Source organism: Alteromonas salexigens, assembly GCF_025628895.1.
Classification (GTDB): domain Bacteria; phylum Pseudomonadota; class Gammaproteobacteria; order Enterobacterales; family Alteromonadaceae; genus Alteromonas; species Alteromonas salexigens.
This window is the reverse complement of sequence record NZ_JAOTJC010000008.1, coordinates 379,224-401,962: the sequence shown is the minus strand read 5'-3', so window position 1 is coordinate 401,962 and position 22,739 is coordinate 379,224. Positions and strand designations below refer to the sequence as shown.

The following is a 22,739-nucleotide window of genomic DNA, read 5'->3' as shown; positions in this document are numbered from 1 at the left end:
GAATTTAGCAGGCAGTTCCAGTATCAATAGCGCCTGATGACCGCGCACGTTGTCGGTTTTGTCTACGGGAAGATTATGAACACGATGTTTGCCATGGTAGCCGCCGGATTGTATTTTCTGGCCGCATTTATACTGATGGGCCGCTTTGTCCATAAAGAAGGACCTAACCAGCGCCTCGGGTATGTGCTGGCCGTCATAGCTGTACTGGCTCACGCAATCTTTTTGAGCGGCGCAATTATGCAGGTGCCGGGACAGAACATGAGTATCACCAACGTACTCTCATTGGTAGCGTGGTTAATTACCATTTCTATGCTGTTGTCGGCCCGGGTGCTACCCAACACTATTTTGTTGCCGGTGGTGTATGGCTTTGCCGGGCTTACGGTACTGGCGTCACTGTTTATACCCGTGGCGTATATCATGCAGATCCAGCTCGAACCGGGCCTCATCATTCATATCACTCTGTCACTGATTGCCTATGGTTTGCTGGCAATCGCGTTTTTGTACGCGTTGCAGATGTCCTTCATTACCCACAAACTCAAGCAAAAAGGGGCCTCGTTATTACATTCCTCGTTGCCGCCACTGATGCTGGTAGAAGGGATCCTGTTTAAATTATTGTTAGCCGGGACGCTGTTTCTGGTAGTTTCCCTTATCAGCGGGTTTGTCTTTTTAGACGATATGTTCAGTCGCACCGCCGCACATAAAACGGTATTGTCATTGATTGCCTTACTGGTCTACGTATTTTTACTTGCCGGCCAGCGTGTATGGGGTTGGCGGGGAAAACAGGTTATTGCGTTAACCACTACCGGGCTGGTGTTGTTGTCACTGGCCTACTTTGGCAGCCGGGTAGTCCGGGAATGGCTGCTATAAAAACCATTTAGCTGGTAGTATTACAATCCGATATTTTTCTTGAATCCGGTTGCCCGAATTACTACATTGGGCAGCCTGGCAGGCACAAGGGCCCTTTTAGTTGGACGACATAGCAACCAGTACGCTCGTAATCGCATTGAGCGTGCTTATTTTACTCTCTGCGTATTTTTCAAGTTCCGAAACAGGCATGATGTCGATAAACCGATATCGCCTGAAACACCTTCAGAATGAAGGCAACCGCTCAGCAAAGCGGGTTCAGAAACTCCTCGACCGCCCTGACCGCCTGATTGGTTTAATCCTGATTGGTAATAATCTGGTCAATATTGCGGCCTCCTCTATCGCCACCGTGATTTGTATTCGCCTGTTCGGGGATTATTGGGGCTTTATTGCGACGACTTTCGGCCTGACGTTTATTCTGCTCATTTTTGCCGAAGTTACGCCGAAAACGCTGGCTGCGCTTTACCCGGAGAAGATTGCCTTTCCCAGTTCACTCATTCTGTTACCACTGCTTACAGTACTGTATCCGTTTGTGACCTTTATCAATGGAATTACTAATGGCATCCTGTCGCTACTGCGCATTAGTCCGCTAAACGGCAATGATGACTCATTGAGCCGGGAGGAATTGCGTACGGTAGTGTATGAAGCCGGTGCCATGATCCCCAAAAAGCACCAGGACATGTTGGTGGGTATTTTAGATTTAGAAAGTGTGACTGCCGAAGATGTCATGGTGCCGCGAGCGGAAATCGTCGCCATTGACATTAACGACGACTGGAAGAAAATTCAAAAGCACCTCACTCAGGCACAACACACCCGCGTCCTTTTATACCGCGATAGTATCGACGACGCAGTAGGATTTGTGCATGCCCGGGATGCGCTGCGGCTGTTATCGAAAGACCAGTTTACCAAGGCCAGCTTGCTACGTGCCGTAAGAGAGATTTATTTCACGCCCGAGTCGACTCCGCTGCATACCCTTATGTATAAATTCCAGTCCGAAAAAGAGCGTATAGCTCTGGTGGTGGATGAATACGGCGATATCATGGGCTTGGTCACGCTGGAAGATATACTCGAAGAAATTATCGGTGACTTCACCACCAGCATGGTCCCCAATCACAGCAAAGAGGCATATGTGCAACAGGATGGCAGTGTACTGGTCGACGGCAGTGCCAACGTACGGGATCTCAATAAAGAGATGCAGTGGAATTTGCCTACCGAAGGCCCGAAAACGCTCAATGGCCTGATTCTGGAATATTTGCAAGAGATCCCGGAATATAAAGTGAGTATACGGCTGGCGGGCTACCCCATTGAAATCGTCGATATCTCAGAAAACATGATTAAAACTGTTCGGATCCTGCCGGAATACTATCGGGAAGTGTCAGAACCGGCATCAGATTAGTGACCCGCTGGCCGGACTAATTTTTCTTGTTTGCCCGGCGAGCCATCACCTGAGCTTTAGCCGCCGCCACTTTTGCCGACAGGGTGTTTAACTTCCCCATCAGGGCCTGCATCTCTGCATCGTCACGAAGGTCAGCTTCCTCCATGTGTGACTGCAAAGAACGCTTGAGCAGTTCAGGTATCGATTTTGAAGTCATCGCTGGGCGACTCCCCCCGCTTCAGGTTAATCCATAGGTAAAAACCGGTAGCTGGTGAGCAATTGACTCTGGATGCAACTGGATTGGGCCTGCCGCCAGTTATTCCGGCACACAGGCAACACGCGCATGCCCAATGGCTGCTACGTAATGTGGAGTATTGCGGTTAGCCTCTCTCACTACCCAACCCGTACGGTTTATCACCAGCCGGTTATCTTAGGTATCGGTCAGGGGACACAACTTCTGAAGTAATTTTTAGAAAAAGTGTCAATTTTTTGCCGCTTTGAGGCGCGGCGAGTCAGTTACCCTGAAAGTGGGTTTCCAGGTGCCCCCGCTGAGACGTAGGCTGGTAGCGGATAACTGCAATAGAGGCTGTGGCGAACAAACTGGTGGTATAAGATTGACACACGGTATCAACCAGGTAACTCACCAGCGGCATATGACTCACCAGCAGGATACTGTTGAGTGACTGTTTACGCGCCTGCGCCGTGGCCACCCTGGCATCCAGATAATCATGTACCAGCTGGGGATTACCCGCGGGTGTGATATCTTCGAAGACTTCCATTTTCCCGGGCCGTATGTCCAGTGACATCACATCGTAGGTTTGTCTGGCCCGGCGGTAAGGACTTACCAGTGCCAGATCAACCTTGCCCTCCGGACACCAGTGGGCAGTCAGCCATTGCGTTGCATCAGCGACCTGACGCCGCCCTACCCCGGTTAGCTGGCGACTTTTATCATCCAGTTGTAACGGCTCCGCTTCACCATGTCGCATGATAAAGAACAAAATGTCGTCGTTGCTGCTTTGACCTGACATAACTTAACGCATAGTATGAAATGAGACACGGTAACGATAGCAGACCCATTACGTTGCGCCTAGCTGAAAGATAAAGATTAGGTATAAAGTCGTAAAGCCGCCTGGATCAGGGGAGCAGTTGTCTTATTTCATCCTGAGAAAATGCATCCAACCACCCTACTGAGAGCATTTTGACAACATCATTAGCACTTGAAAACGCGCAGTTCATCACCTTAGAAAACGGTCTGAAGGTCATGCTGTGTCCGCAACCTGACGGCGAGGCCAGCTATGTCTCAATGGCTGTGCGGGCCGGCCATTTTTATGACCCCGAAAATTGTCACGGGCTGGCGCATTTACTTGAGCATATGCTGTTTATGGGCAGTCGCCACCTGCCCGCGCCGAACGCCATCAACTCATTAATGGAAAAACATGGCGGTACACTTAACGCCTGGACTGGCACAGAGTACGCCAATTACCACTTTCATTGTAATGGCGAGGCCTTGCCTGCAGTACTGCCAGCGTTTGCAGATATGCTGCGACGGCCGTTGCTCAACAAGCAAGCCATCGAGAATGAAATTCAGTCTATCGATGCTGAATTTCAGTTTAAGCGTAAGGACGATTTACGCAGGTTGTATCAGGTGCATAAAGAAACCTGTAACCCGCACCACCCGTTCAGCAAATTCTCAGTAGGCACCGCCGCACTGTTTCAGCAACATCATATTGATGAACTGCACAGCATGCTGCAGCTCTATCACCGCCAGTATTACTGTGCCGCCAATATGGCACTGTGTATTATCACCCCACAGCCGCCGGAAGAGGTGCTACCGGCTGTAGAGCGTGCGTTTAATCCGCTGCCTGCGGGACAACTGGCGGCCAACGACTGGCCTGACTTATATACCCGGGACCAACTCGGTATCGAAATTAATATCCGGCCCTTACAGGAAGCGCGCCGGATGATAGTCACGTTTGCTATGCCCGGGCTGCACAACGATTTCCAAACCAAACCCCTGAATTATATTAGTCATCTGCTGGGGGACGAGGGTGAAGGCAGCTTACTGGCCGCCCTCAAAGCGCGAAACTGGGTAACTAATCTGATTGCCGGTTCCGGCATTGAAGGCGATGACTTTAAAGACTTTAATGTCAGCTTTCAGCTGACAAAAGCGGGGCTGGCGCATAAAGGTGAAATATTGCGGGCACTGTTTGGCTGCCTGGCGCTGGTAAAGGAATCAGTGGGCTCGGCGTGGCGATTTCAGGAGAAAGCACAACTCACCGCGCTGGCACAACAATACGACGAAAGTGCGCGGCCATTATCAGTGGCGTGCGACTATGCACACCACCTGTTTTTATATTCACCAGAAGAGATTGTGCAGCTGCACTGCACCATCGACAGTTATGACGAGACGTTACTGCAACAAGCACTCAGCTATTTTGTACCAGACCGGCTACGGGTGAAAGTGATTGCGCCAGAGGTGATCACGGATAAACAGTGCGCGTATTACGATGCCGAATATCGGGTTACTCCGCTCTCCCCTGCCCTGCTCGACGATTTAGCCAAGTCCCGACCGGTACAAGACATTGCGCTCCCGGGGCCAAACCCTTACCTTGCCGATGATTACCACTTGGTACTCCCGGAAGAAGGTAAGGACACGCCGCACGCCGTAGCAGATGAGCCTGGTATGTGTATTTGGTATGCACAGGATCATCAGTTTCACAGCCCGAAGGGCGATATTTATTTGTCATTTGAAATACCGGCGTTTGCTGACCCGCTGGCTGCTGTGGCTGCTAAGCGAATCTGGATTGGCGCACTTAACGACTACTTACAATCCCGGTATTATCGCGCTGAAATTGCTGGCCTTCACTATCGCATTTATGGCCACCAGGCTGGCCTGACACTGCATACACGAGGGTTCACTAACCAGCAAATGTTGCTGGCAGAGCAGTTAATTGATGCGATTCTGACATACCGGCTAAGCGAACGGGCGTTTGAGAACAGTAAGAGTATGCAGCAGCAAGCGTTACAAAACTCTTTGCTAAATAAGCCCACTAACCGTCTGTTTTCACGTTTAAGTGTGTTAGTGCAGCGCAATACCCAGGCACCCGCAGAGTTACTGAATGCTGTTAACGCCTGTACTTTTTCGGAGATGGAATGCTTACGTGAAGCCGCTTTCAGCGAGTATTTCGTTGAAGGGTTCATGCATGGGAACTGGGGCAGCGAACAGGCACGGGAGCTTACCGAGCTGGTACGCAATCGATGCCCGAATGCCACCGGTGACGCTATTTCACGTGCTGTTTCCCAATTGCCGGTAGGCCGAACTCTCTATCATCAGGTGCCGAGCGAGCACAGTGATGCTGCGGTGGTACTGTACCTGCAGTCGCCCAGCGCCAGTTTGCCGGACAGTGCCATGTGCATGGTCCTGGAGCAGATGCTGGCCGCGCCGTTTTTCAATGCATTGCGCACTGAACAGCAACTTGGGTATGTGGTAGGGACCGGCTACGTTCCCCACAACCAGCATCCCGGTGTGGCCTTTTATGTACAAAGTCCCACCCACGGTCCTGAGCAACTACTCTCTGCCATGACTGAATTTCTGTACCAGCAATTAAAAGAAATAGATTTTTATCGGTACTACTGGCCCACCATCAAACAAAACCTGTTGAAGCAGCTTGATGAACGGGACATGTCGCTGGCGATGAAGTCGCAACGTTTATGGGTGAGCCTGGGGACTAAGGACCTCGAGTTTAACCGCAACGTCAGGCTGGCAGAATGTATCAATAACATTACCTTTGAAGCAATTCAGGACTTTGCCGCTCGCCTGGCAGACCGAACGCTGTACGGTGAGCTGGTGCTTTACGCCCATGGCAAGTTCTCTGGTCTAGATACTCCGCCTGAAGACACAATAACGGATATTGCTGAATTTAAACGCAGTTCGCCGTATTTTAGCTAAACTTTTTCGGTTTTCAGCCGATTTTCCCCATAGGTCTAATGTGTTTCGACACGTTAGCCATGTACAGTGACATCCTGTTTACCCGTAACATAGTACACGATAAATTTGTGCTGATTTTACGTGCTAGCAGAACCAAAAAGTCCTTGTGGCAGTCGCGTGAATTGGGCATATTGGTGCATCCGGTCTGAAAGGATGCAGCCGATAAAAACAAATTATAAAAACAAGGCGTTTATGCCAAAGGTGTATTGGTGCGCACAACACTCTTTTTTTCGTTCATAGTAGTTCTTTTTGCTAGCAGTAGTTTAGGGTCAGTTTCTGGCTATGCTGCAGAAATCACAGATTATCAGTTCAGTGAAGTCAGCCAACGTGGCGGCCTGTCAGACGGACTGGTGTTTGATATTGCCGAAGACCCTAAAGGCTACATCTGGATAGCCACCATGAATGGTCTGAACCGCTATTCCGGTTACGACATGGTGCAATATCATCCCTCAGACACTGACAGTAATTCACTTCCCTCCGGCCTGATTAAATCATTACATGTGGATAACGGTGGCAACCTCTGGGTGGGCACCTATTCCGGCCTCGCCCGCTATATTCCCGAAACGGATAACTTTAAGGTATTTAACGAATCCAATTCGGCACTGCGCTCCGGTTTTATATTTGCTATTAGCAACACCCACGACGGAGACGTGTTGATAGCGGACAGTAACAACACCATTTACCGGGTTGACGTGGCTACCAACGCCATTCAAGTGCTGAACAACAATATCCGTGTCGCCGAAGGCACCCGCACCTTGCTGGATGAACCTAACCGCACCTGGATAGGCTCCATAGACCATGTGGGTTATCTGTACTCAAAAACGGACAAGACCTTATATCCGCTGGATAAAGTCAACCCCTGGGGCATCAGTCTCGAATCGTCAGCCATGTATGATATTGCTGTGATTAACGGAGAATACTGGCTGGGTACCGATCAGGGCATTACCGTGCTGGGTGCCAATGGAGCGACAATAGCCCGCTTTGATAAAACCTCACTGGGTCTGTCAGACACAGTTAAAATATATGCAATAAAGGAATATAACGATAAAGTCTGGCTGGGTACCGACAGCGGGCTGTTCGTGCTTACTACGACCACCGGCGAACAAGGGCCGGTAATCGCTGAGCTGGACCATATAGGTCCTGATCTCGCTGATATTACAGGCTTAACTGAACGTACAATCTCAACGTTAGTACCTGATTCAGCAGGCGGACTATGGTTAGGGTCATTAAACGGCGCATTTCGCTATCACCCGGAACAAAGAAACCAAAAGCTCATCTCGAATATCGGCGATTTTCAGAATACCGCCAAAAATGCCACCGTGTGGGGGTTGGATAAGGATACTGAAGGCAATATCTGGTTCGTTACCCAGGAGCAAGGCCTGGGCAGCTACAATAAACAAACCGGTGATATCCAATATTATCTAACTTCACTGGCCGACAGTGGCGTCAGTTTCTGGGACGTTATTATTGACGAATATGGTGTGTTTTGGATTGCCTCCTCGAATGGTTTACTTGCTTATGAGTTTCACGACAACACCATCAAGCGTCTGGCAACTTTCTATAAAGACGAGCTTTTCGATCGACTCTATTTTGGCAACAAGCGTTTATGGCTGGTCAGGGATGATAACCAACTGGCATCCGTAAGAACGAATTTGTTAAAAGACTACCTGGCGACCGGCGGCGACGACCCTTTCTTCAAAATATATAACCTTAGCCAGACAAAAGGCCTTGAAAGTGGTGAGTATTTAATTCCTATTTTTCTGGACGGCAATAACCGCTTGTGGCTGACCAGCGCTAACGGGATTCATCTTCTGAGCCTGGCTACCGGGCAGATCGTCAAGAGCCTGAACGCCAGAGACGGCTTTATGTCCCGGGCGATAGGTGTGTATGAAACCAGCAGCAACTACTGGGTTACCACCCGGTCTGACGGCGTCCTAAAACTGGATAAACGTACCCTGCAGATCCTCCACAAGCAACAGCGCAATGAAGGTGGGTTTATCTTCTCAACGATAGGGGTGGATAATTTTATCTGGTACGCCGACAGTCAGGGGGTCCATACGGTTGACCTGAATACCCTGAATGTGGTGGATACCATCAGCAACGTTCAGCTGAACTTCAATCCGCTGAATGAAGATGCGGTGTTAAAAGCGAACGACAGCGAACTGATTTTTGGTGGCGAACTGGGTTTTAACAGTATCATCATCGATCGGCAGCTTAATGGGAATGATGCTCAGGCTGAACCTACCCGCCCTCCCCAGTTACTCGACTTCAAAGTATTTGGCAGAAACAGAGACAACAGCGGCTCACCAGACACGAGCTCTATTACTGTTGACAAGGAAACGCAACAGGCCGCTGATGCCATCACCAACATCACCTATAAAAACAACCTCAGTCTGGCCTATGAAGAGTCAAAATTCAGCGTGACTTTTGGCCTTATCAACCCACTGTCGCCGGAATCGGTACAGTACCGCTACCGGTTATCCGGCTACGACGACGAATGGACCAACGCGGAAAATAACCGCACCGCACAGTTCAACAATGTGTCATTCGGCCAGCATGTGTTCGAAGTGCAGGCCAGAGAGTCGGGAAAACAATGGTCTGACAGCCGTCAGTTGGCCATTAAGGTGGCCCGTCCGCCATGGCTGCACTCGGTAGCGCTGGGCTTTTATGCGCTTATCTTAACCGTTGTGCTGGTATTTATTATTCGCCAGTATCAAATTCGTAAGGCTAATCAACAGGCCATTTATGAATCTGAAGAACGGTTGAAACTCACTCTGTGGAGCTCCGGTGACGAATTGTGGGACTGGGATGTGTATCGCGGTCAGGTTTACCGCGCAAACACCTGGGGAACCCTGGATTTTCCGCAGGATGATATTCGCACCCACTCGTCTTACGATGCCAATATCCACCCGAACGACATGGTAAGAGTAAAGGAAGCGCTGCAGGCGCACCTTGACGGTAAGTCAGAGTTCTTCGAGCTGGCCTATCGTGCCCGTACGTTTAAGAATAAATGGATATGGATCCTTGACCGCGGCAAAGTGGTACAGCGTGATCACAATAATCAGCCTGTACGGATGACCGGCACCCTTAAGAATATCCATCACCTGAAAGAAGCCGAGGAGCAACTAAATCTGTTTAAGCGCTCTATCGAAAATATTTCAGAGGGCGTGTTTATTACCGATACCCAGTTCCGGTTTATTTCTATTAACAATGCATATTGTAAATATACCGGTGAGACCCGTGACCAGGCGCTGGCTTCGTACCTGTACTTCCACCAGTACCCGGAAGCATTTACCGAAGAAATTAAGAAAACTTTACGCTCGAAAGGCAACTGGTCAGGTGAAGTTGAGTCGACCCGGATCAATGGTGAGCGGTATGAGATGGAGCTGAATATTGACGCGGTTCACGATGAGGACGGCAAGATAAGCCACTTCGTGGGCGTTTTCTCTGATATCACCTCCCGTAAGAGCACTGAAAAAGAACTGCTGAAACTGGCCAATACCGACCCGCTGACTGAGTTACCAAACCGGTCATTTTTCCAGGCCAGTCACCGCAACCTGGTGCGCAAGGCAGTGCCCCATACCCTGATTTGTCTGGATATGGATAACTTCAAAAAGATTAATGACTCCCTTGGTCACCAGACCGGCGATATTCTGATAAAACAAATTGCCAAGCGCCTGCAACGAATTACCGGCAAGGATGCAACCTGTTACCGCCTGGGCGGCGATGAGTTCAGTGTACTGATGGAAGATCACACTGACATTCATACCGTCACCCATTACGCCCAAAGTGTGCTTGATAATCTTTCGCGGCCATTCATTATTAATAAGCAGGAATTTGTACTGGGCGCCAGTGTCGGTATCGCTTTCTATCCTGATGACGGCACTACCCCTCAGGAGATGCTGAAAAACGCCGACACGGCCATGTACTTCGCTAAAAACAACGGTGGTAACAGCTACCAGTTCTTTAGCGGTGAGATGAACCAGAATGCGGTACGCCAACTGCAAATTGAAAACCTGATCCGCCAGGGCATAAAAGACGACCTGTTTACGGTGTATTACCAGCCAAAGGTAGACATTGCCTCCGGCCGGCTGGTGAGTATGGAAGCGCTGGTGCGTTTCGAACACCCGCATAAAGGCATTGTCAGCCCCGGCCAGTTTATTCCGCTGGCGGAACAAACTGGCCAGATCATTGAAATTGGTGAGCAGGTACTACGGAAGTCGCTGGCCGACACCAAACGATGGGTAAACGAAGGGCTCTTCAGCGGCCGGGTAGCCGTGAACATTTCAGTGAAGCAGTTTGAATTACCTGACCTGGACGACCGCATAGATAAAATTCTGAACGATGTGGGACTTTCTCCCCTTCATTTGGAATGTGAAATTACCGAAGGCACCCTGATGGAAAACCCGGAAGCCGGCCTGCGGATGATGGAACGCCTCCGTGAGCGCGGGATCCATCTGGCTCTGGATGACTTTGGTACGGGTTATTCCTCGCTGGCTTATCTGAAACGCTTCCCACTCAACACGCTGAAAATTGATAAAGCGTTTATAGATGATATTGCCAAGAGCAGTGTAGACCGGCATATGGCTGCCGCCATCATCAGCATTGCCCATAACCTGGGACTAAAAGTGGTCGCAGAAGGGGTGGAAGAAGAAAGTCAGCTAAGTATTCTGCGTCGCTACGACTGTGAAATGCTGCAGGGCTACTTGTACAGTAAGCCCTTGAATGCAGAACGGTTTGAAAAGCTGTTACGCGAAAACCAGAAACTGCACCATTTAATTAGTCACTCCAACGCGTGACGGTTTTTTGACGTAAAAATATAACCACTTGTAAAATAAAGGATTTATAAAACTGGCACAACTCTCGCATTAATCTGATTGACCGGCAACTACCTTGACAGTCGGTTTTGTTTGTTTTGTTCACAAAAATAATGAATCAGAGGAATGAGTTATGTTGAAAGCATACGCAGTTGCAGTTGCCCTATCTACAACAACACCGGTTGCTACGGAAAAGCAGGAAAGTGCCGACAAAGCACCTTCTAACCAGAAGGAAGTGGTTACCCAGCCGCAAACTTACCGTCCTAAAACAGGTAATGGACTTGGCGCAGGGCTATAAGAAGCTTGCTTAAGAATTGCTACAAAAAGAGAGCCTCTGCTCTCTTTTTTTATATCTGAAAAACCAGTCCAGGCCCCTTCAGGCTTTCAGGTACAGGTTATTAAACCCACTGTCCCGACGCCACAGGATATGTCGCTGGATAGTAAACAGGGGCAGCAGAGCCGGACCCAGAGCGCACGCAGCCAGCCCCCATACACGGGCGTTCATACCGCACTTCAATGCCTCAATATAGAAAAACACACTGCTTAATAGCGTAACCGCAAAATACACCAGCACAATCCGCCTCCCTCACCTACGTAGTAATACTTTTTGTCAATAAATTGACCGCTCTGGAATTTTCGACCAGCGATTGTACGGATCTATGCTTATTAAACCAGCAGCAATTTGTTTTTTATACAAAAAAGCCGGCGCAAGCCGGCTCTTTTACATAGTCCTTACAGTTTAATAAAACGACTGATCATTTTCTGCCATCTTAATTAACACATCAGCAGGAGCAAACTTCTCACCTACTTCCTGTTCATAATGGCGCAGACGCTCGACTACGTGACTCACACCTAGGGTATCCATATAACGGAACGGACCACCCAAGAACGGCGGGAAGCCAATGCCAAAGATAGCGCCAATATCTCCGTCGCGGGCACTTCGAATCACCCCTTCATCCAGGCAGCGTGCGGCTTCATTCAGCATCATCAGTACGCAACGCTCAGCGATGTCGCGCTCACTTCGCGACACCGACGGGGTTAACCCCAATAGCGCGTAAATCGTGTCATCCACTTCTTTGCCCGGATTTTTACTTTCGTAGAGGTAGAAGCCTTTCTTGTTTTTCTTACCCTTACGCCCGTCGGCCAGAACTTTGTCAAATGCCGGTGGCGCGGTAAAGCGCTCCCCAAACTCATCCACCAGGAACGGAATGATTTTCGTGCCTACATCAATGCCCACCTCATCCAGCAACTTCACCGGTCCCACCGGGAAGCCAAACTTCACCAGTGACTTATCGATATGATCCACAGGCTCGCCGGCAAGGATAAGGTTAGCCGCTTCATTCATGTAAGGCGCTAATATACGGTTAACATAGAAACCCGCCCCGTCTTTTACCACCACCGGCGTTTTACCTTGCTTCTTGGCAAACTCCACAGTGGTTGAGATAGTGCTGTCAGAGGTCTCTGCATGGGCGATGACTTCCGCCAGCGGCATTTTGTCTACGGGCGAGAAATAGTGCAGACCAATGACCTGCTCAGGACGATTGGCTTTCGCAGCAATCTGGGTAATAGGTATCGATGAGGTGTTGGACGCAAAGATGGTCCCCTCATGACAGTGGCTTTCAATGTCTGCCACCATGCGCTGCTTTAAATCAACATCTTCGAACACCGCTTCCACCACAATGTCAGCATCCTGGAAACCGTTATAGTCCAGTGAGCCGGTAAGCAACGACATCTGCTTTTGCATTTCAGTTTTGCGCATGAAACGCTTTTTCACTTTCTTGTTCAGCAGGTCATAGCTGTACTTCATGGCATTGGCGATGCCCTCAGGACGGACGTCTTTGATACGCACCGGTTTGCCAGCTTTGGTGGCAGTAACATAGGCGATCCCGCCGCCCATCAGACCACCACCCAGGACGCCCACCTTGTTCACTGACTGAGGGGCGACACCTTCCACACCGTTTTCTTTTTTCATCTGCGTGGTCGCAAAGAAAATCTGACGTAGCTGGTAGGACTCGGGCGTCATCACCAGTTTACCAAACGCATCTGCCTCAGCCCGTAATCCGGCTTGCATGCCTTCGTTCATGCCGGTTTCAATAACATCAATGATATAGCCTGGAGCCGGATAATTGCCTTTGGTTTTAGACAGCGTTTGTTCCCGCGCCTTTTTAAACAGCATCTTCTTGCCCGGTCCGGTCAGCTCCAGGGCTTTATTCATCAGACTACGCTGCGGTTTTTCGCGGGCAGGCTTGCCTTTTAACGCATAGGTTTCAGCAACTTCCATCAGCACACTTTGTGGCACCATATCATCGACAATGCCATACTTTTTCGCTTGCTTTGCCCGTGCCGGGGAGCCGGTCAGCATCATTTTCATAGCCTGCTGAATGCCAATCAGGCGTGGCAGACGCTGGGTGCCGCCACTTCCCGGTAACAACCCGAGTTGTACTTCAGGAAGACCTAACTGCGTGGACTGGTCGTCCGTACACACTCGGTAATGACACGCCAGCGCCAGCTCCAGTCCGCCACCTAACGCAGCACCATGGATAGCGGCAACAAAGGTAGGGCGCATACGCTCGATACGATCAAACACTTCCTGGCCACCGGTGGCCAACGCACGCGCGTCAGCTTCGGTTTCACAGGCTGCAAGCATGCTGATATCCGCACCGGCAACAAACGATGAAGGTTTGCCACTGGCCAGCACCACACCTTTAATACCTGGATCCGCTTCGATCTCATCCAGCATGGCCGAAATTTCGTCACCAAATTCGGCTTTCAGCGTATTCATGGACTCATTCGGTACGTCCATAGTCAGAATGGCCACACCGTTATCCTGGCGGGTCAGCGTAAAGGCGCCTGAGTCAGCGGCGCCATTGTCTGTCGTTACGTCCTGCGTCATTATTCTGTCTCCACTATCATTGCTGCGCCCAGTCCACCCGCCGCACAGGCAGTGACCAGTCCGGTACCACCGCCACGGCGATTCAGTTCATTGAGCATCTGCGTGATCATGCGTGTGCCGGTCGCCGCGAACGGATGACCATACGCAATTGAGCTGCCCATAACATTAAACTTATCCATATCGATTTCACCGGTGGCTTTATCACGGCCGAGCTTTTCTCTGGCGAATTTATCGCTGGCAAACATTTTAACGTTTGCCAGTGTCTGCGCCGCAAACGCCTCATGCATTTCAATCAGGGTCAGGTCATTCAGGGTCATCCCTGCTCTGTCCAGGGCAACAGGTGTCGCGTACGACGGCCCCATCAGCATATCTTCCCATACATCAATGGCCGAGAACGCATAGCTCTTGATGTAACCTAAAGGCGTATAACCCAGTGCTTTCGCCCGGCTTTCCGTCATCATAAGTACTGCCGACGCGCCGTCGGTGAGCGGTGTTGCATTGGCCGCGGTCACCGACCCGTATTTTTTGTCAAATACCGGCCGCAGCTTGGCGTAGCCTTCCAGCTTAGAATCAAACCGGATGTTGTTGTCCCGCTCCAGGGCACCTTTAAATGGTTCCGGATAGGCGGTCATCACTTCGCCGTCCAGTTTTCCTTCTTCCCAGCTTTGCGCAGCTAAGGAATGCGAGCGATGAGCAAGCTTGTCCTGCTCGCTTCGGTCGATATGGTGTGTTTTTGCCATCTGCTCGGCCGTCTGGCCCATAGACAGACCAGTAGAATATTCTGCCACCGCAGGGGGAACCGGCAACAAGTCTTTGAAACGAAGCTTTTTAAATACGTTCCATTTCTGACCCATGGTTTTCGTTTTCTGCAGATCCACCAGCGCCCGGGCGAGGTTTTTCGATACCCCAATGGGCGAAACCGACGTGGAGTCTGCTCCACCGGCTACCCCTACCTGTACGGTGCCAGCCATCATGCTTTCGGCAATGTTTACGGTGGACTGGAAGCTGGTTGCACAGGCCCGGGACACACTGTACGCATCGGTATGCACATTCATGCCAGTGCCCAGCACAATTTCACGGGCGATGTTTGGTGCTTCCGGCATTTGTACAACCTGGCCGTAAACCACCTGGTCGACCCACTCTGGCTTAACGCCGTGTCGAATCAACATCTCGTTGACGACCATCTTTCCTAAGTCCACGGCGGGCACGCCGTGGAAATTTGTCGCCATTTTTGCGAATGGCGTTCTGAGTCCCGCCACTATCGCGATGCGATCACCTTCGCGAGTGGTTACTGATTGTTTTGCTGCCATTAGTGCACCTGTGTGTTTTGCCACCTAAGTGGTCTGACCTGTAATGGTTGCTGATTTTTACAAACAATGAACAAAATAGCAAATATCACCTCATGCTGCGCAGCTTCCTGTTATAACAGCGGGCTGTTTCAAGGCGTGTATCTGTTAATTGTATGCTGTAGCATGGCAAACCCAGCACGGGATTGCCGGGGACTGGTCGTAAAAAACAATCATTCCAACGACTTGAAGATTACGGACGGAACCATATATGAGTTTGATAGTCTGTAATGCAATTATGTTGGCTGGGCTAAATTCGCCACTCAACAACAACCTCACAACGGGATTTTGGTATATGGCAGCAGAGCAATTCAGGCAATTGCAAACGTATCTGGACTCGCAGATCATTGGGCAGCAGGCGCTGACGCGCAGCTTATTAATCGCACTTCTCGCCGACGGTCATTTGTTAGTCGAGGGCCCGCCGGGCCTGGCCAAGACCCGGGCCATAAATGCATTAGCCAACGGCATGGACGGTAACTTTCACCGGGTCCAGTTTACTCCCGATTTGTTGCCGGCCGACCTGACCGGCACCGACATTTACCGCCCGGAGACAGGTGAGTTTGTGTTTCAGCAAGGCCCGTTGTTCCATAATCTGATGCTGGCCGATGAAATAAACCGGGCGCCGGCGAAAGTGCAGTCCGCTTTACTGGAAGCCATGGCCGAACGGCAAATCACTGTGGGGAATAAAACCTATCCCTTACCTGAACTGTTCTTGGTAATGGCCACTCAGAACCCCTTAGAGCAGGAAGGCACCTACCCGCTTCCTGAGGCGCAGCTCGACCGCTTTCTGATGCATGTTGAAATAGATTATCCGGAAGCCGCGACTGAGCTGGACATTCTTCGACTCACCCGCAGCGAAGAACTGCAAACCAATACTGTGGTGCCATCCGCATTGTCACAAACAGATATTTTCGCTGCCCGCAAGGCCTCGCTGGCACTGCACATGGCACCCGAGCTTGAAGAATATCTGGTTCAGCTTATCGTGGCGACCCGCACACCCGGCCGTTACGATGCCAATATGGCCGACTGGATTGAGTTCGGAGCAAGCCCGCGGGCCACGATTTCACTGGATCGGTGCGCCCGGGCGCACGCCTGGCTGGCTGGTCGTGACTTCGTCGGACCGGATGACATTCAGGCAGTAGCCCACAACGTATTACGCCACCGGATTATTCTCTCTTATCAGGCTGAAGCAGAAGGGATCACCGTCAATCACGTGCTGGATAAAATACTTGAAACTGTACCTGTACCCTGATGAGAGCAACTTCAACTGATCATACACTGACCGCACTGGGTTCAGATGGCGTGCATTTAAGCGTCTCTGAGCTGGTGCGGTACCAGCAATTTACCCGGCTGCTGGATTTAACCCCTCAGCGTATGCCTCAGGCGCGGTTATCAGGGGGTTACCTGACCCGGCATAAAGGCCGTGGTATGGAATTTGATGAAGCCCGCCATTACCAGCCTGGCGACGATATCCGGGCCATTGACTGGCGCGTCACAGCTCGCACCGGAAAGACCCACACGAAGATTTACCGGGAAGAACGGGAACGGCCGGTATTTATTTTGTGCGATCTGTCCACCTCGATGCAGTTTGGTACCCAACTGCTTACCAAGGCTGTTCAGGCCGCCCATGTTACCGCGCTGGTGAGCTGGGCAGCCGCGAGTCGGGGTGACAAGGTCGGGGCATTGTTATTTGCCGGCCAGCAACACCGGGAATGTAAGCCCTTATCCCGCAAGCGGGCGGTGCTGGCCATTTGTCATGAGTTAATTACACTACAAGGATTCAGCCTGAATCAGCAGAGTGACGAGCAGTCCCAGGCTGAGGGATTTACCGATGTGTGCGCCCGCGCCCGGCGCCTGGCAAGACCGGGCAGTCTGGTTTACCTGATTTCCGACTTCCATCATCTTACTGCTAACGCGCAACAACATATCAGCCAGCTTGCCCGCCATTGTGAAGTAAATGCGGTGACCATTACCGATCCAATGGAGCACGCTCTCCCTGACACAGGAATAACCCAGTCGGTCAATGTCACAGATGGCAGTAACCTACAAACCTGGTTACTGGGCGACAAAAAAGAACAGCAGCAATACCGGCAATGGCGCGCCCAACACAACCAGCGGCTGACTGATTTCTTTGCCCGCGCCAAAGTAAGTCAGAACCATGTAAGTGCCGGCGCCTCACTGGATGAACAGCTGGCAGAACTGCGCAGGAGGCCATTATGATGCAGGGTATGCCAACCCAGGATCCGCTGGCTCAACTGCGGGACATCCACACGCCCGACCCGGTAAGCGCATGGCCACTTGCATGGGGATGGTGGTGTGTCATTGCGCTGGTGTTAATGTTGGTCAGTTTCGGTGTATACCGCTATGTAAAGCACCGGCGCCGGCAGCGACCCCGTCGCGAAGCTCTGCGTCAGCTGTCCGCCGTCTCTGCCCGGGATGACGACTGGCCCACTCAGCTGAACGGTTTAATGAAGCGGGTGGCACTGGTTTATTATCCTTCGTCTGAAGTTGCAGCCTTATATGGTGAGCAATGGCAGCAGTTTCTGTTAAAAACCTTGCCTGCCCGAAAGGCCTCACAGGCACAAGGGGGCTTACAACAACTGAATGCGCAGCGCTATCAGCCCACCACCGCTGATGCCACCGCGTTTGATGACGCTGTAGCGGGGGTCAGGGTATGGTTGAGACATGCACGGCTGCCTAAGCAACAGGAGCGAGACAATGTTTGAGTTCGCCTGGTGGTGGGTATGGCTGGCACTCCCTTTGCCGTTGCTTGTCTGGATGTTACCAGCCCGCGCCTATTCACAAAACGCCGCACTGAAAGTGCCCGCGCTACGTCCCGGGTATACTGCTGCGCCGCTCAAAGCCGGTGTCAGCCGCTGGCGTAGTGTGCTGACGGTGCTGGTGTGGATATGTTTGCTGGGCGCCGCTGCCCGTCCCCAGTGGCTGGGTGAGCCCGTGAGTATCCCCGATCAGGGACGGGAGATGATGCTGGCCGTGGATCTCTCCGGCAGCATGAAAATAGATGATATGCAGGTAAATGGCCGCCAGGTAAATCGCCTGGCAATGACCAAATCGGTGCTGGACGATTTCATAAAGCGTCGGGTCGGCGACCGCCTTGGCCTTATCCTGTTTGCTGATACGGCCTACTTGCAAGCTCCCTTAACCTTTGACCGCGAAACCGTCGCCACCCTGCTCAACGAATCGGTAATCGGTCTGGTGGGTGAACAAACCGCCATCGGAGATGCAATCGGACTGGCCGTGAAACGGTTCGACGAAAAAGACGAGTCGAATAAGGTTCTGATTTTGCTCACCGACGGACAAAATACGGCAGGCAATATTTCGCCGGAGCAAGCGCTGGAACTTGCAGTCAATAAAGATGTGACCATTTACACCATCGGAGTCGGTGCGGATCGCATGCTAATCCAAAGCTTCTTTGGCAGCCGCCAGGTTAATCCTTCTCAGGAGCTGGATGAGCGGATGCTCACCGAGCTTGCCAAACAAACCGGTGGCCAGTACTTTCGCGCACGGGACGCCCAGGAACTGGAAGCCATATACCAGACCCTGGATGCCCTTGAGCCCATCGAAGGCGAAAGCCGCAAAATGCGTCCGCTCACCGCCCTGTTCTACTACCCGCTCATGCTGGGGCTAGTGCTGTCAGTACTTCCGCTGCTGGTGTATATCTGCCGGGCTGCCTGGCGCAAAGTGTCCGTTGGTCGTCGTCTGCATAGTGAGGGACGTTAATGGATATACCGTTTGCCCAGTTTCATTTTCTTCGCCCCGAATGGTTTCTGGCGTTGTTGCCACTGCTGGCACTGTTGTTTGCGGTTCGGCAACTCCGCCATAAACAGTCTGGCTGGCAGCAGGTGGTGGCCAATCACCTGTATCAACACATGGTGGCCGGGAAAGCGGGACGGGGGCAGCGCCCGCCATTCTGGCTATTGGCCGCTGGCTGGCTACTGGCCGTAGTGGCCCTGGCGGGCCCTACCTGGGAACGTCTGCCCCAACCGGTTTATCAGTTAAATACCGGCCACGTGGTGGTGATTGATATGTCACTTTCTATGCGGGCCACCGATGTGTCGCCAGATCGTCTTACTCGTGCCAAGTACAAAGCCATCGATTTGGTGAATCAAATTGGTGAAGGGGAAATGGGCCTGGTGGCCTACGCGGGGGATGCGTTTGTAATCAGCCCGCTTACCAGTGATGCCAGTAACCTCACTACCCTGCTGCCCAGCCTGAGTCCTGAGATTATGCCAGTAACCGGCTCGGATCCCTTACTGGGGATCCGGACTGCCGCCGATTTACTGGAGCAGGCTGGCTACACGCAAGGCAGCATCTACTGGATCACCGATGGGATTGAGCGGGACCAGCAAAGCGAATTACAGTCATATATCCGCAAATTACCCTACACCGTCAGCGTGCTGGGGGTGGGCACCCGCGAGGGCGCGCCTATTCGCCAGCTGGATGGTGAGTTGCTAAAACAAACCAGTGGCGCCATCGTCATTCCTAAAATGGACAGTGGGCTGCTGAAGGGCATCAGTCAGGCCGGCGGCGGCCGCTTTACAACCCTGACAGCGGACGACAGGGATATTAAATATTTGGCCGAACTCACACTCAGTCAGCGTCAGTCTGGCAGTGACAGTACCGACGAACGCCGCGCCGGCGACCAGTGGCAGGAACTTGGTCCGTATCTGCTGCTTCTGCTTATCCCTCTGGCAGCTTACGGCTTTCGCCGCGGGATAATCCTGTTTTTGCTGTTGCCCGCACTGGTCCCCCTTTCGCCGCCGGCGCACGCCCAAGAGGCGCCAGCAGACCCGGTACCAGGCTGGCAGCGTCCGTTTTTAAATGATAATCAGGAAGCGGCTGCTGCCTTTGATGCGCAGCAATTTGAGCAGGCCGCCAGCCAGTTTGAGAACCCGGCCTGGCGTGGCGCGGCGCACTACAAAGCCGGGAACTACGCTGCCGCAGCACAGGCTTATAGTCAGCTTAATACCCCTCAGGCCACTTATAATCAGGCCAACGCACTGGCGAAGATGGGGGAGCTGGATGCCGCTATTAAAAAATATGCAGAAGTGCTTGAAGCCAATCCGGATCACGAAGATGCAGCGACGAATAAGGCACTACTGGAGTCGCTGAAAGATCAGCAAAAACAGCAGCAACAGCAAGACTCGCAATCATCGGACAGCGAGTCTTCTGACAGCCAGCAAGGCGACAATGGCGAGTCTTCAGACAGCAGCAGCGACAACGGGGATCAATCACAGGGAGAGTCCGGCGAGGGGGAAGATCAGCCCCAGGAGGGTGAGTCACCGGACTCCGGTGACCAGAGCCAACAGGGCGGTGCTGACTCGGCGCCACAGAACGAAGATGACCAACCTGCCCCGTCTGCGGAGGATAGCGAGCCTCAGCCCGGCGACACAACCGCCGATGAACAAGCGGCTCAGGAAGACCAGACGCCAATTCAAAATAGCCAGTCAGAACAAGCCGAAGGTGAACCTGAGGGCAATGCAGGGGTCGCCGGCGAAATGACCGAAGAACAAAAAGAAGCTCAGCAGCGACTGGATAACCTGTTGCGCCGGGTGCCGGATGATCCGGCGTATCTGCTTAAACGCAAAATGCAGTTAGAGGCACAACAGCGTCGCCGCCAACGTATGCCAACCAACCGGAGTGAGTGGTAATGAGAACACTGGTATTTATATTAATTTCTGTTTTGGGATGGCATCTGCCTGCCCTTGCTGAGGTTGAGGCGGTGGAGGCCAGTGTCGACAATAACCCTGTAATGCTGGACGAGGCCATACGCCTGACGGTCACCGCGCATGGCGATGCTGATCGCGACGCGTTTGACAGCTCTGTGCTGCTCGATGACTTTGTGGTTGGCCGTACCTCGGTAAGTAGCCGGACGTCGATGGTGAATTTTAACACCACCCGCACGACAGTGTGGACCACCACCCTGTTTCCCCGCGCAGTGGGCACCTTCACCATTCCGGCCATTACTATTGAGGGTAAACAGTCCGCGCCTATTGAAATAGAAGTTATTCCGGTTGCTCAGGGCAGCACTCAGGCGACCCGGGATTATTTTGTCACCACCCAGGCTGACACCCGCGAGGTGTACCTGAATCAACAAATTCTGTATACCGCGAAACTTCATCTGGCTACCCGCATTGAGCAAGGGTCGTTACAGGCGCCTGAACTGGCGAATGCAGAGATTCGGCAGGTGGGCGAAGATAAGCAGTACACTGATATTGTGAACGGCAAGCGGTATCAGGTGATTGAGCGAAACTTTGCTGTGGTACCGCAGAAATCCGGGACCTTTACACTGCGCGGTCCGGTTTTCCAGGGCGAGGTTATTGCCGCGGACAGCAACCAGCGATTTGGTTTTTTCAACCGTACGCAACAGGTCAACCGGGTGGGGGCGGATATTACCATTGAAGTAAAACCCGTACCCACCGACATTGATTACCACTGGCTTCCCAGTGAATTTGTCGGACTCGACGAGGAATGGCCGGACCAGGAATCATTCACTGTGGGTGAGCCGATGACCCGGGTCCTGACATTCACGGCCATGGGTGTGGTGGAGGAGCAGCTTCCGGAATTGCCCAGCCATTATCCGCCCGGATTCAAGCTTTACCCCGACCAGGCCTCCACGGCCACAGTAGAAAAAGATAACCTGCTGATAGCACAACGGGTAGAATCACTGGCCATTATTCCCACCAAGGCCGGGGATTTTGTGTTGCCTGAAGTTACCGTACCTTGGTTTAACGTACTCACGGGCGAAACGGAGTATGCCACCCTGCCCGCACGTACCATCACTGTGGCGCCTGCCGCGGCAGACACTTCAGCACCACCTCAGACTCAACCGCAAAGCCCGGCAGAGACACCACCCGCTTCGCCATTACCAGGTGCCGACAGTGCGCCGGTCCGGTCCCCCACGTACTCCTTTGATCTGTACTTAGCGGGAGCGTTAGCGATCGCCCTGGCTGGCTGGCTATTTACCTGGCTTTATTATCGTCGACGCACGGGCACAGCGCCCGCGCCGGTCGGGGTGAATCAGCCTGTGTCAGTAAACGAAAAACACGCGTTTTCTGCCCTGCTGCGCGCGGTAGACAGCGGCGAATCTGCTAACATTCAGGCGCGGTTACGCGACTGGCTGGGCACGCTGCTACCCCATCATCGCCCTGCTGTGGTGTTGTCCACTCACCCCACATTCAGCGAAGTACAGCAGCAACTCAATCAATTGCTGGCAGCCCGCTATGGCGCGCAACCACAAGCCTGGCAGGCCAGCGAGATGCGCAGCGCGCTGGAACGGGCCAGAAATTCGTTAAAAAGACAGCAAAACAGCGCGAGTTCGCGGTTGCCAGATCTGTACCCTGATGTTAAATAAACCATGACCTGTTGGTTAGCAACGGGGTCACAACTGAGCGCCGGGGCTACCCCCCCATGCTCCACGGCCAAACCCACTTTG

General features: G+C 52.2%; 16 protein-coding genes. 11 read left to right on the top strand and 5 right to left on the bottom strand.

Features of this window, described 5'->3' with window-relative positions; genetic code table 11:
* Nucleotides 1–75 precede the first annotated feature (75 nt).
* Both OCL06_RS11300 and OCL06_RS11295 read left to right on the top strand, forming a co-directional pair.
* Nucleotides 76–867: a cytochrome C assembly family protein gene (locus OCL06_RS11300; protein WP_262994586.1), complete on the top strand. Its 792-nt coding sequence runs from the start codon at nucleotides 76–78 to the stop codon at nucleotides 865–867.
* A 100-nt stretch (nucleotides 868–967) separates the two neighbouring features.
* Nucleotides 968–2,260: an HlyC/CorC family transporter gene (locus OCL06_RS11295; protein WP_262994584.1), complete on the top strand. Its 1,293-nt coding sequence runs from the start codon at nucleotides 968–970 to the stop codon at nucleotides 2,258–2,260.
* A 16-nt stretch (nucleotides 2,261–2,276) separates the two neighbouring features.
* On the opposite strand, the gene OCL06_RS11290 is transcribed toward OCL06_RS11295, so the two are convergent.
* A complete protein-coding gene (locus tag OCL06_RS11290) occupies nucleotides 2,277–2,456 on the bottom strand; it encodes a hypothetical protein (protein WP_262994582.1) in 180 nt (59 codons plus the stop codon).
* 295 nt (nucleotides 2,457–2,751) lie between these two features.
* Nucleotides 2,752–3,267, bottom strand: coding sequence for a phosphohistidine phosphatase SixA (gene sixA, locus OCL06_RS11285; RefSeq protein WP_262994580.1), 516 nt, complete (start codon nucleotides 3,265–3,267; stop codon nucleotides 2,752–2,754).
* 170 nt (nucleotides 3,268–3,437) lie between these two features.
* Here sixA and OCL06_RS11280 point away from each other — a divergent pair, with 170 nt between their 5' ends.
* The 3 genes from OCL06_RS11280 (at nucleotide 3,438) to OCL06_RS11270 (ending at nucleotide 11,342) form a co-directional block, all read left to right on the top strand.
* On the top strand, nucleotides 3,438–6,188 hold the full coding sequence (locus OCL06_RS11280; protein WP_262994577.1) for an insulinase family protein: 2,751 nt from the start codon (nucleotides 3,438–3,440) through the stop codon (nucleotides 6,186–6,188).
* A 248-nt stretch (nucleotides 6,189–6,436) separates the two neighbouring features.
* A complete protein-coding gene (locus OCL06_RS11275; protein WP_262994575.1) occupies nucleotides 6,437–11,026 on the top strand; it encodes an EAL domain-containing protein in 4,590 nt (1,529 codons plus the stop codon).
* A gap of 151 nt (nucleotides 11,027–11,177) precedes the next feature.
* The gene (locus OCL06_RS11270) at nucleotides 11,178–11,342 is read left to right on the top strand and encodes a hypothetical protein (protein WP_262994573.1); all 165 of its coding nucleotides are present in this window, start codon (nucleotides 11,178–11,180) and stop codon (nucleotides 11,340–11,342) included.
* 78 nt (nucleotides 11,343–11,420) lie between these two features.
* Here OCL06_RS11270 and OCL06_RS11265 read toward each other — a convergent pair whose 3' ends face one another.
* The 3 genes from OCL06_RS11265 to fadI form a co-directional block, all read right to left on the bottom strand.
* On the bottom strand, nucleotides 11,421–11,618 hold the full coding sequence (locus OCL06_RS11265) for a hypothetical protein (RefSeq protein ID WP_262994571.1): 198 nt from the start codon (nucleotides 11,616–11,618) through the stop codon (nucleotides 11,421–11,423).
* A 165-nt stretch (nucleotides 11,619–11,783) separates the two neighbouring features.
* Nucleotides 11,784–13,937 (bottom strand): fatty acid oxidation complex subunit alpha FadJ, encoded by a 2,154-nt coding sequence (gene fadJ / locus OCL06_RS11260; RefSeq protein WP_262994569.1) that lies wholly within the window; start codon nucleotides 13,935–13,937, stop codon nucleotides 11,784–11,786.
* Complete coding sequence (gene fadI, locus OCL06_RS11255; protein ID WP_262994567.1) at nucleotides 13,937–15,247, bottom strand: acetyl-CoA C-acyltransferase FadI; 1,311 nt, start codon at nucleotides 15,245–15,247, stop codon at nucleotides 13,937–13,939. Before fadI ends, fadJ begins: the two co-directional genes overlap by 1 nt.
* Before the next feature lie 331 nt (nucleotides 15,248–15,578).
* Between fadI and OCL06_RS11250 the strand changes: the two genes are divergently transcribed.
* From OCL06_RS11250 to OCL06_RS11225, 6 genes are read left to right on the top strand one after another with little or no spacing between them, the layout of a single operon-like run.
* On the top strand, nucleotides 15,579–16,535 hold the full coding sequence (locus OCL06_RS11250) for an AAA family ATPase (RefSeq protein WP_262994565.1): 957 nt from the start codon (nucleotides 15,579–15,581) through the stop codon (nucleotides 16,533–16,535).
* Nucleotides 16,535–17,503: a DUF58 domain-containing protein gene (locus tag OCL06_RS11245; RefSeq protein WP_262994563.1), complete on the top strand. Its 969-nt coding sequence runs from the start codon at nucleotides 16,535–16,537 to the stop codon at nucleotides 17,501–17,503. The genes OCL06_RS11250 and OCL06_RS11245 overlap by 1 nt, the downstream gene beginning before the upstream one ends.
* The gene (locus OCL06_RS11240; protein ID WP_262994561.1) at nucleotides 17,500–18,009 is read left to right on the top strand and encodes a DUF4381 domain-containing protein; all 510 of its coding nucleotides are present in this window, start codon (nucleotides 17,500–17,502) and stop codon (nucleotides 18,007–18,009) included. The genes OCL06_RS11245 and OCL06_RS11240 overlap by 4 nt, the downstream gene beginning before the upstream one ends.
* Entirely contained in the window at nucleotides 18,002–19,024 is a 1,023-nt protein-coding gene (locus OCL06_RS11235) for a vWA domain-containing protein (RefSeq protein WP_262994559.1), read from the top strand. The genes OCL06_RS11240 and OCL06_RS11235 overlap by 8 nt, the downstream gene beginning before the upstream one ends.
* Nucleotides 19,024–20,955 carry a vWA domain-containing protein gene (locus OCL06_RS11230; RefSeq protein ID WP_262994557.1) on the top strand — a complete coding sequence of 644 codons (1,932 nt, stop codon included), beginning with the start codon at nucleotides 19,024–19,026 and terminating at the stop codon, nucleotides 20,953–20,955. Before OCL06_RS11235 ends, OCL06_RS11230 begins: the two co-directional genes overlap by 1 nt.
* Nucleotides 20,955–22,658 (top strand): BatD family protein, encoded by a 1,704-nt coding sequence (locus tag OCL06_RS11225; RefSeq protein ID WP_262994556.1) that lies wholly within the window; start codon nucleotides 20,955–20,957, stop codon nucleotides 22,656–22,658. The genes OCL06_RS11230 and OCL06_RS11225 overlap by 1 nt, the downstream gene beginning before the upstream one ends.
* Nucleotides 22,659–22,739 lie beyond the last annotated feature (81 nt).

Bases quoted from the DNA above. Each gene is read 5' to 3' on its own strand.
- OCL06_RS11300 (WP_262994586.1), top strand. From the start codon at position 76: ATGAACACGATGTTTGCCATGGTAGCCGCCGGATTGTATTTTCTGGCC.
- OCL06_RS11290 (WP_262994582.1), bottom strand. From the start codon at position 2,456: ATGACTTCAAAATCGATACCTGAACTGCTCAAGCGTTCTTTGCAGTCA.
- sixA (WP_262994580.1), bottom strand. From the start codon at position 3,267: ATGTCAGGTCAAAGCAGCAACGACGACATTTTGTTCTTTATCATGCGA.
- OCL06_RS11270 (WP_262994573.1), top strand. From the start codon at position 11,178: ATGTTGAAAGCATACGCAGTTGCAGTTGCCCTATCTACAACAACACCG.
- fadJ (WP_262994569.1), bottom strand. From the start codon at position 13,937: ATGACGCAGGACGTAACGACAGACAATGGCGCCGCTGACTCAGGCGCC.
- fadI (WP_262994567.1), bottom strand. From the start codon at position 15,247: ATGGCAGCAAAACAATCAGTAACCACTCGCGAAGGTGATCGCATCGCG.
- OCL06_RS11250 (WP_262994565.1), top strand. From the start codon at position 15,579: ATGGCAGCAGAGCAATTCAGGCAATTGCAAACGTATCTGGACTCGCAG.
- OCL06_RS11245 (WP_262994563.1), top strand. From the start codon at position 16,535: ATGAGAGCAACTTCAACTGATCATACACTGACCGCACTGGGTTCAGAT.
- OCL06_RS11240 (WP_262994561.1), top strand. From the start codon at position 17,500: ATGATGCAGGGTATGCCAACCCAGGATCCGCTGGCTCAACTGCGGGAC.
- OCL06_RS11235 (WP_262994559.1), top strand. From the start codon at position 18,002: ATGTTTGAGTTCGCCTGGTGGTGGGTATGGCTGGCACTCCCTTTGCCG.
- OCL06_RS11230 (WP_262994557.1), top strand. From the start codon at position 19,024: ATGGATATACCGTTTGCCCAGTTTCATTTTCTTCGCCCCGAATGGTTT.
- OCL06_RS11225 (WP_262994556.1), top strand. From the start codon at position 20,955: ATGAGAACACTGGTATTTATATTAATTTCTGTTTTGGGATGGCATCTG.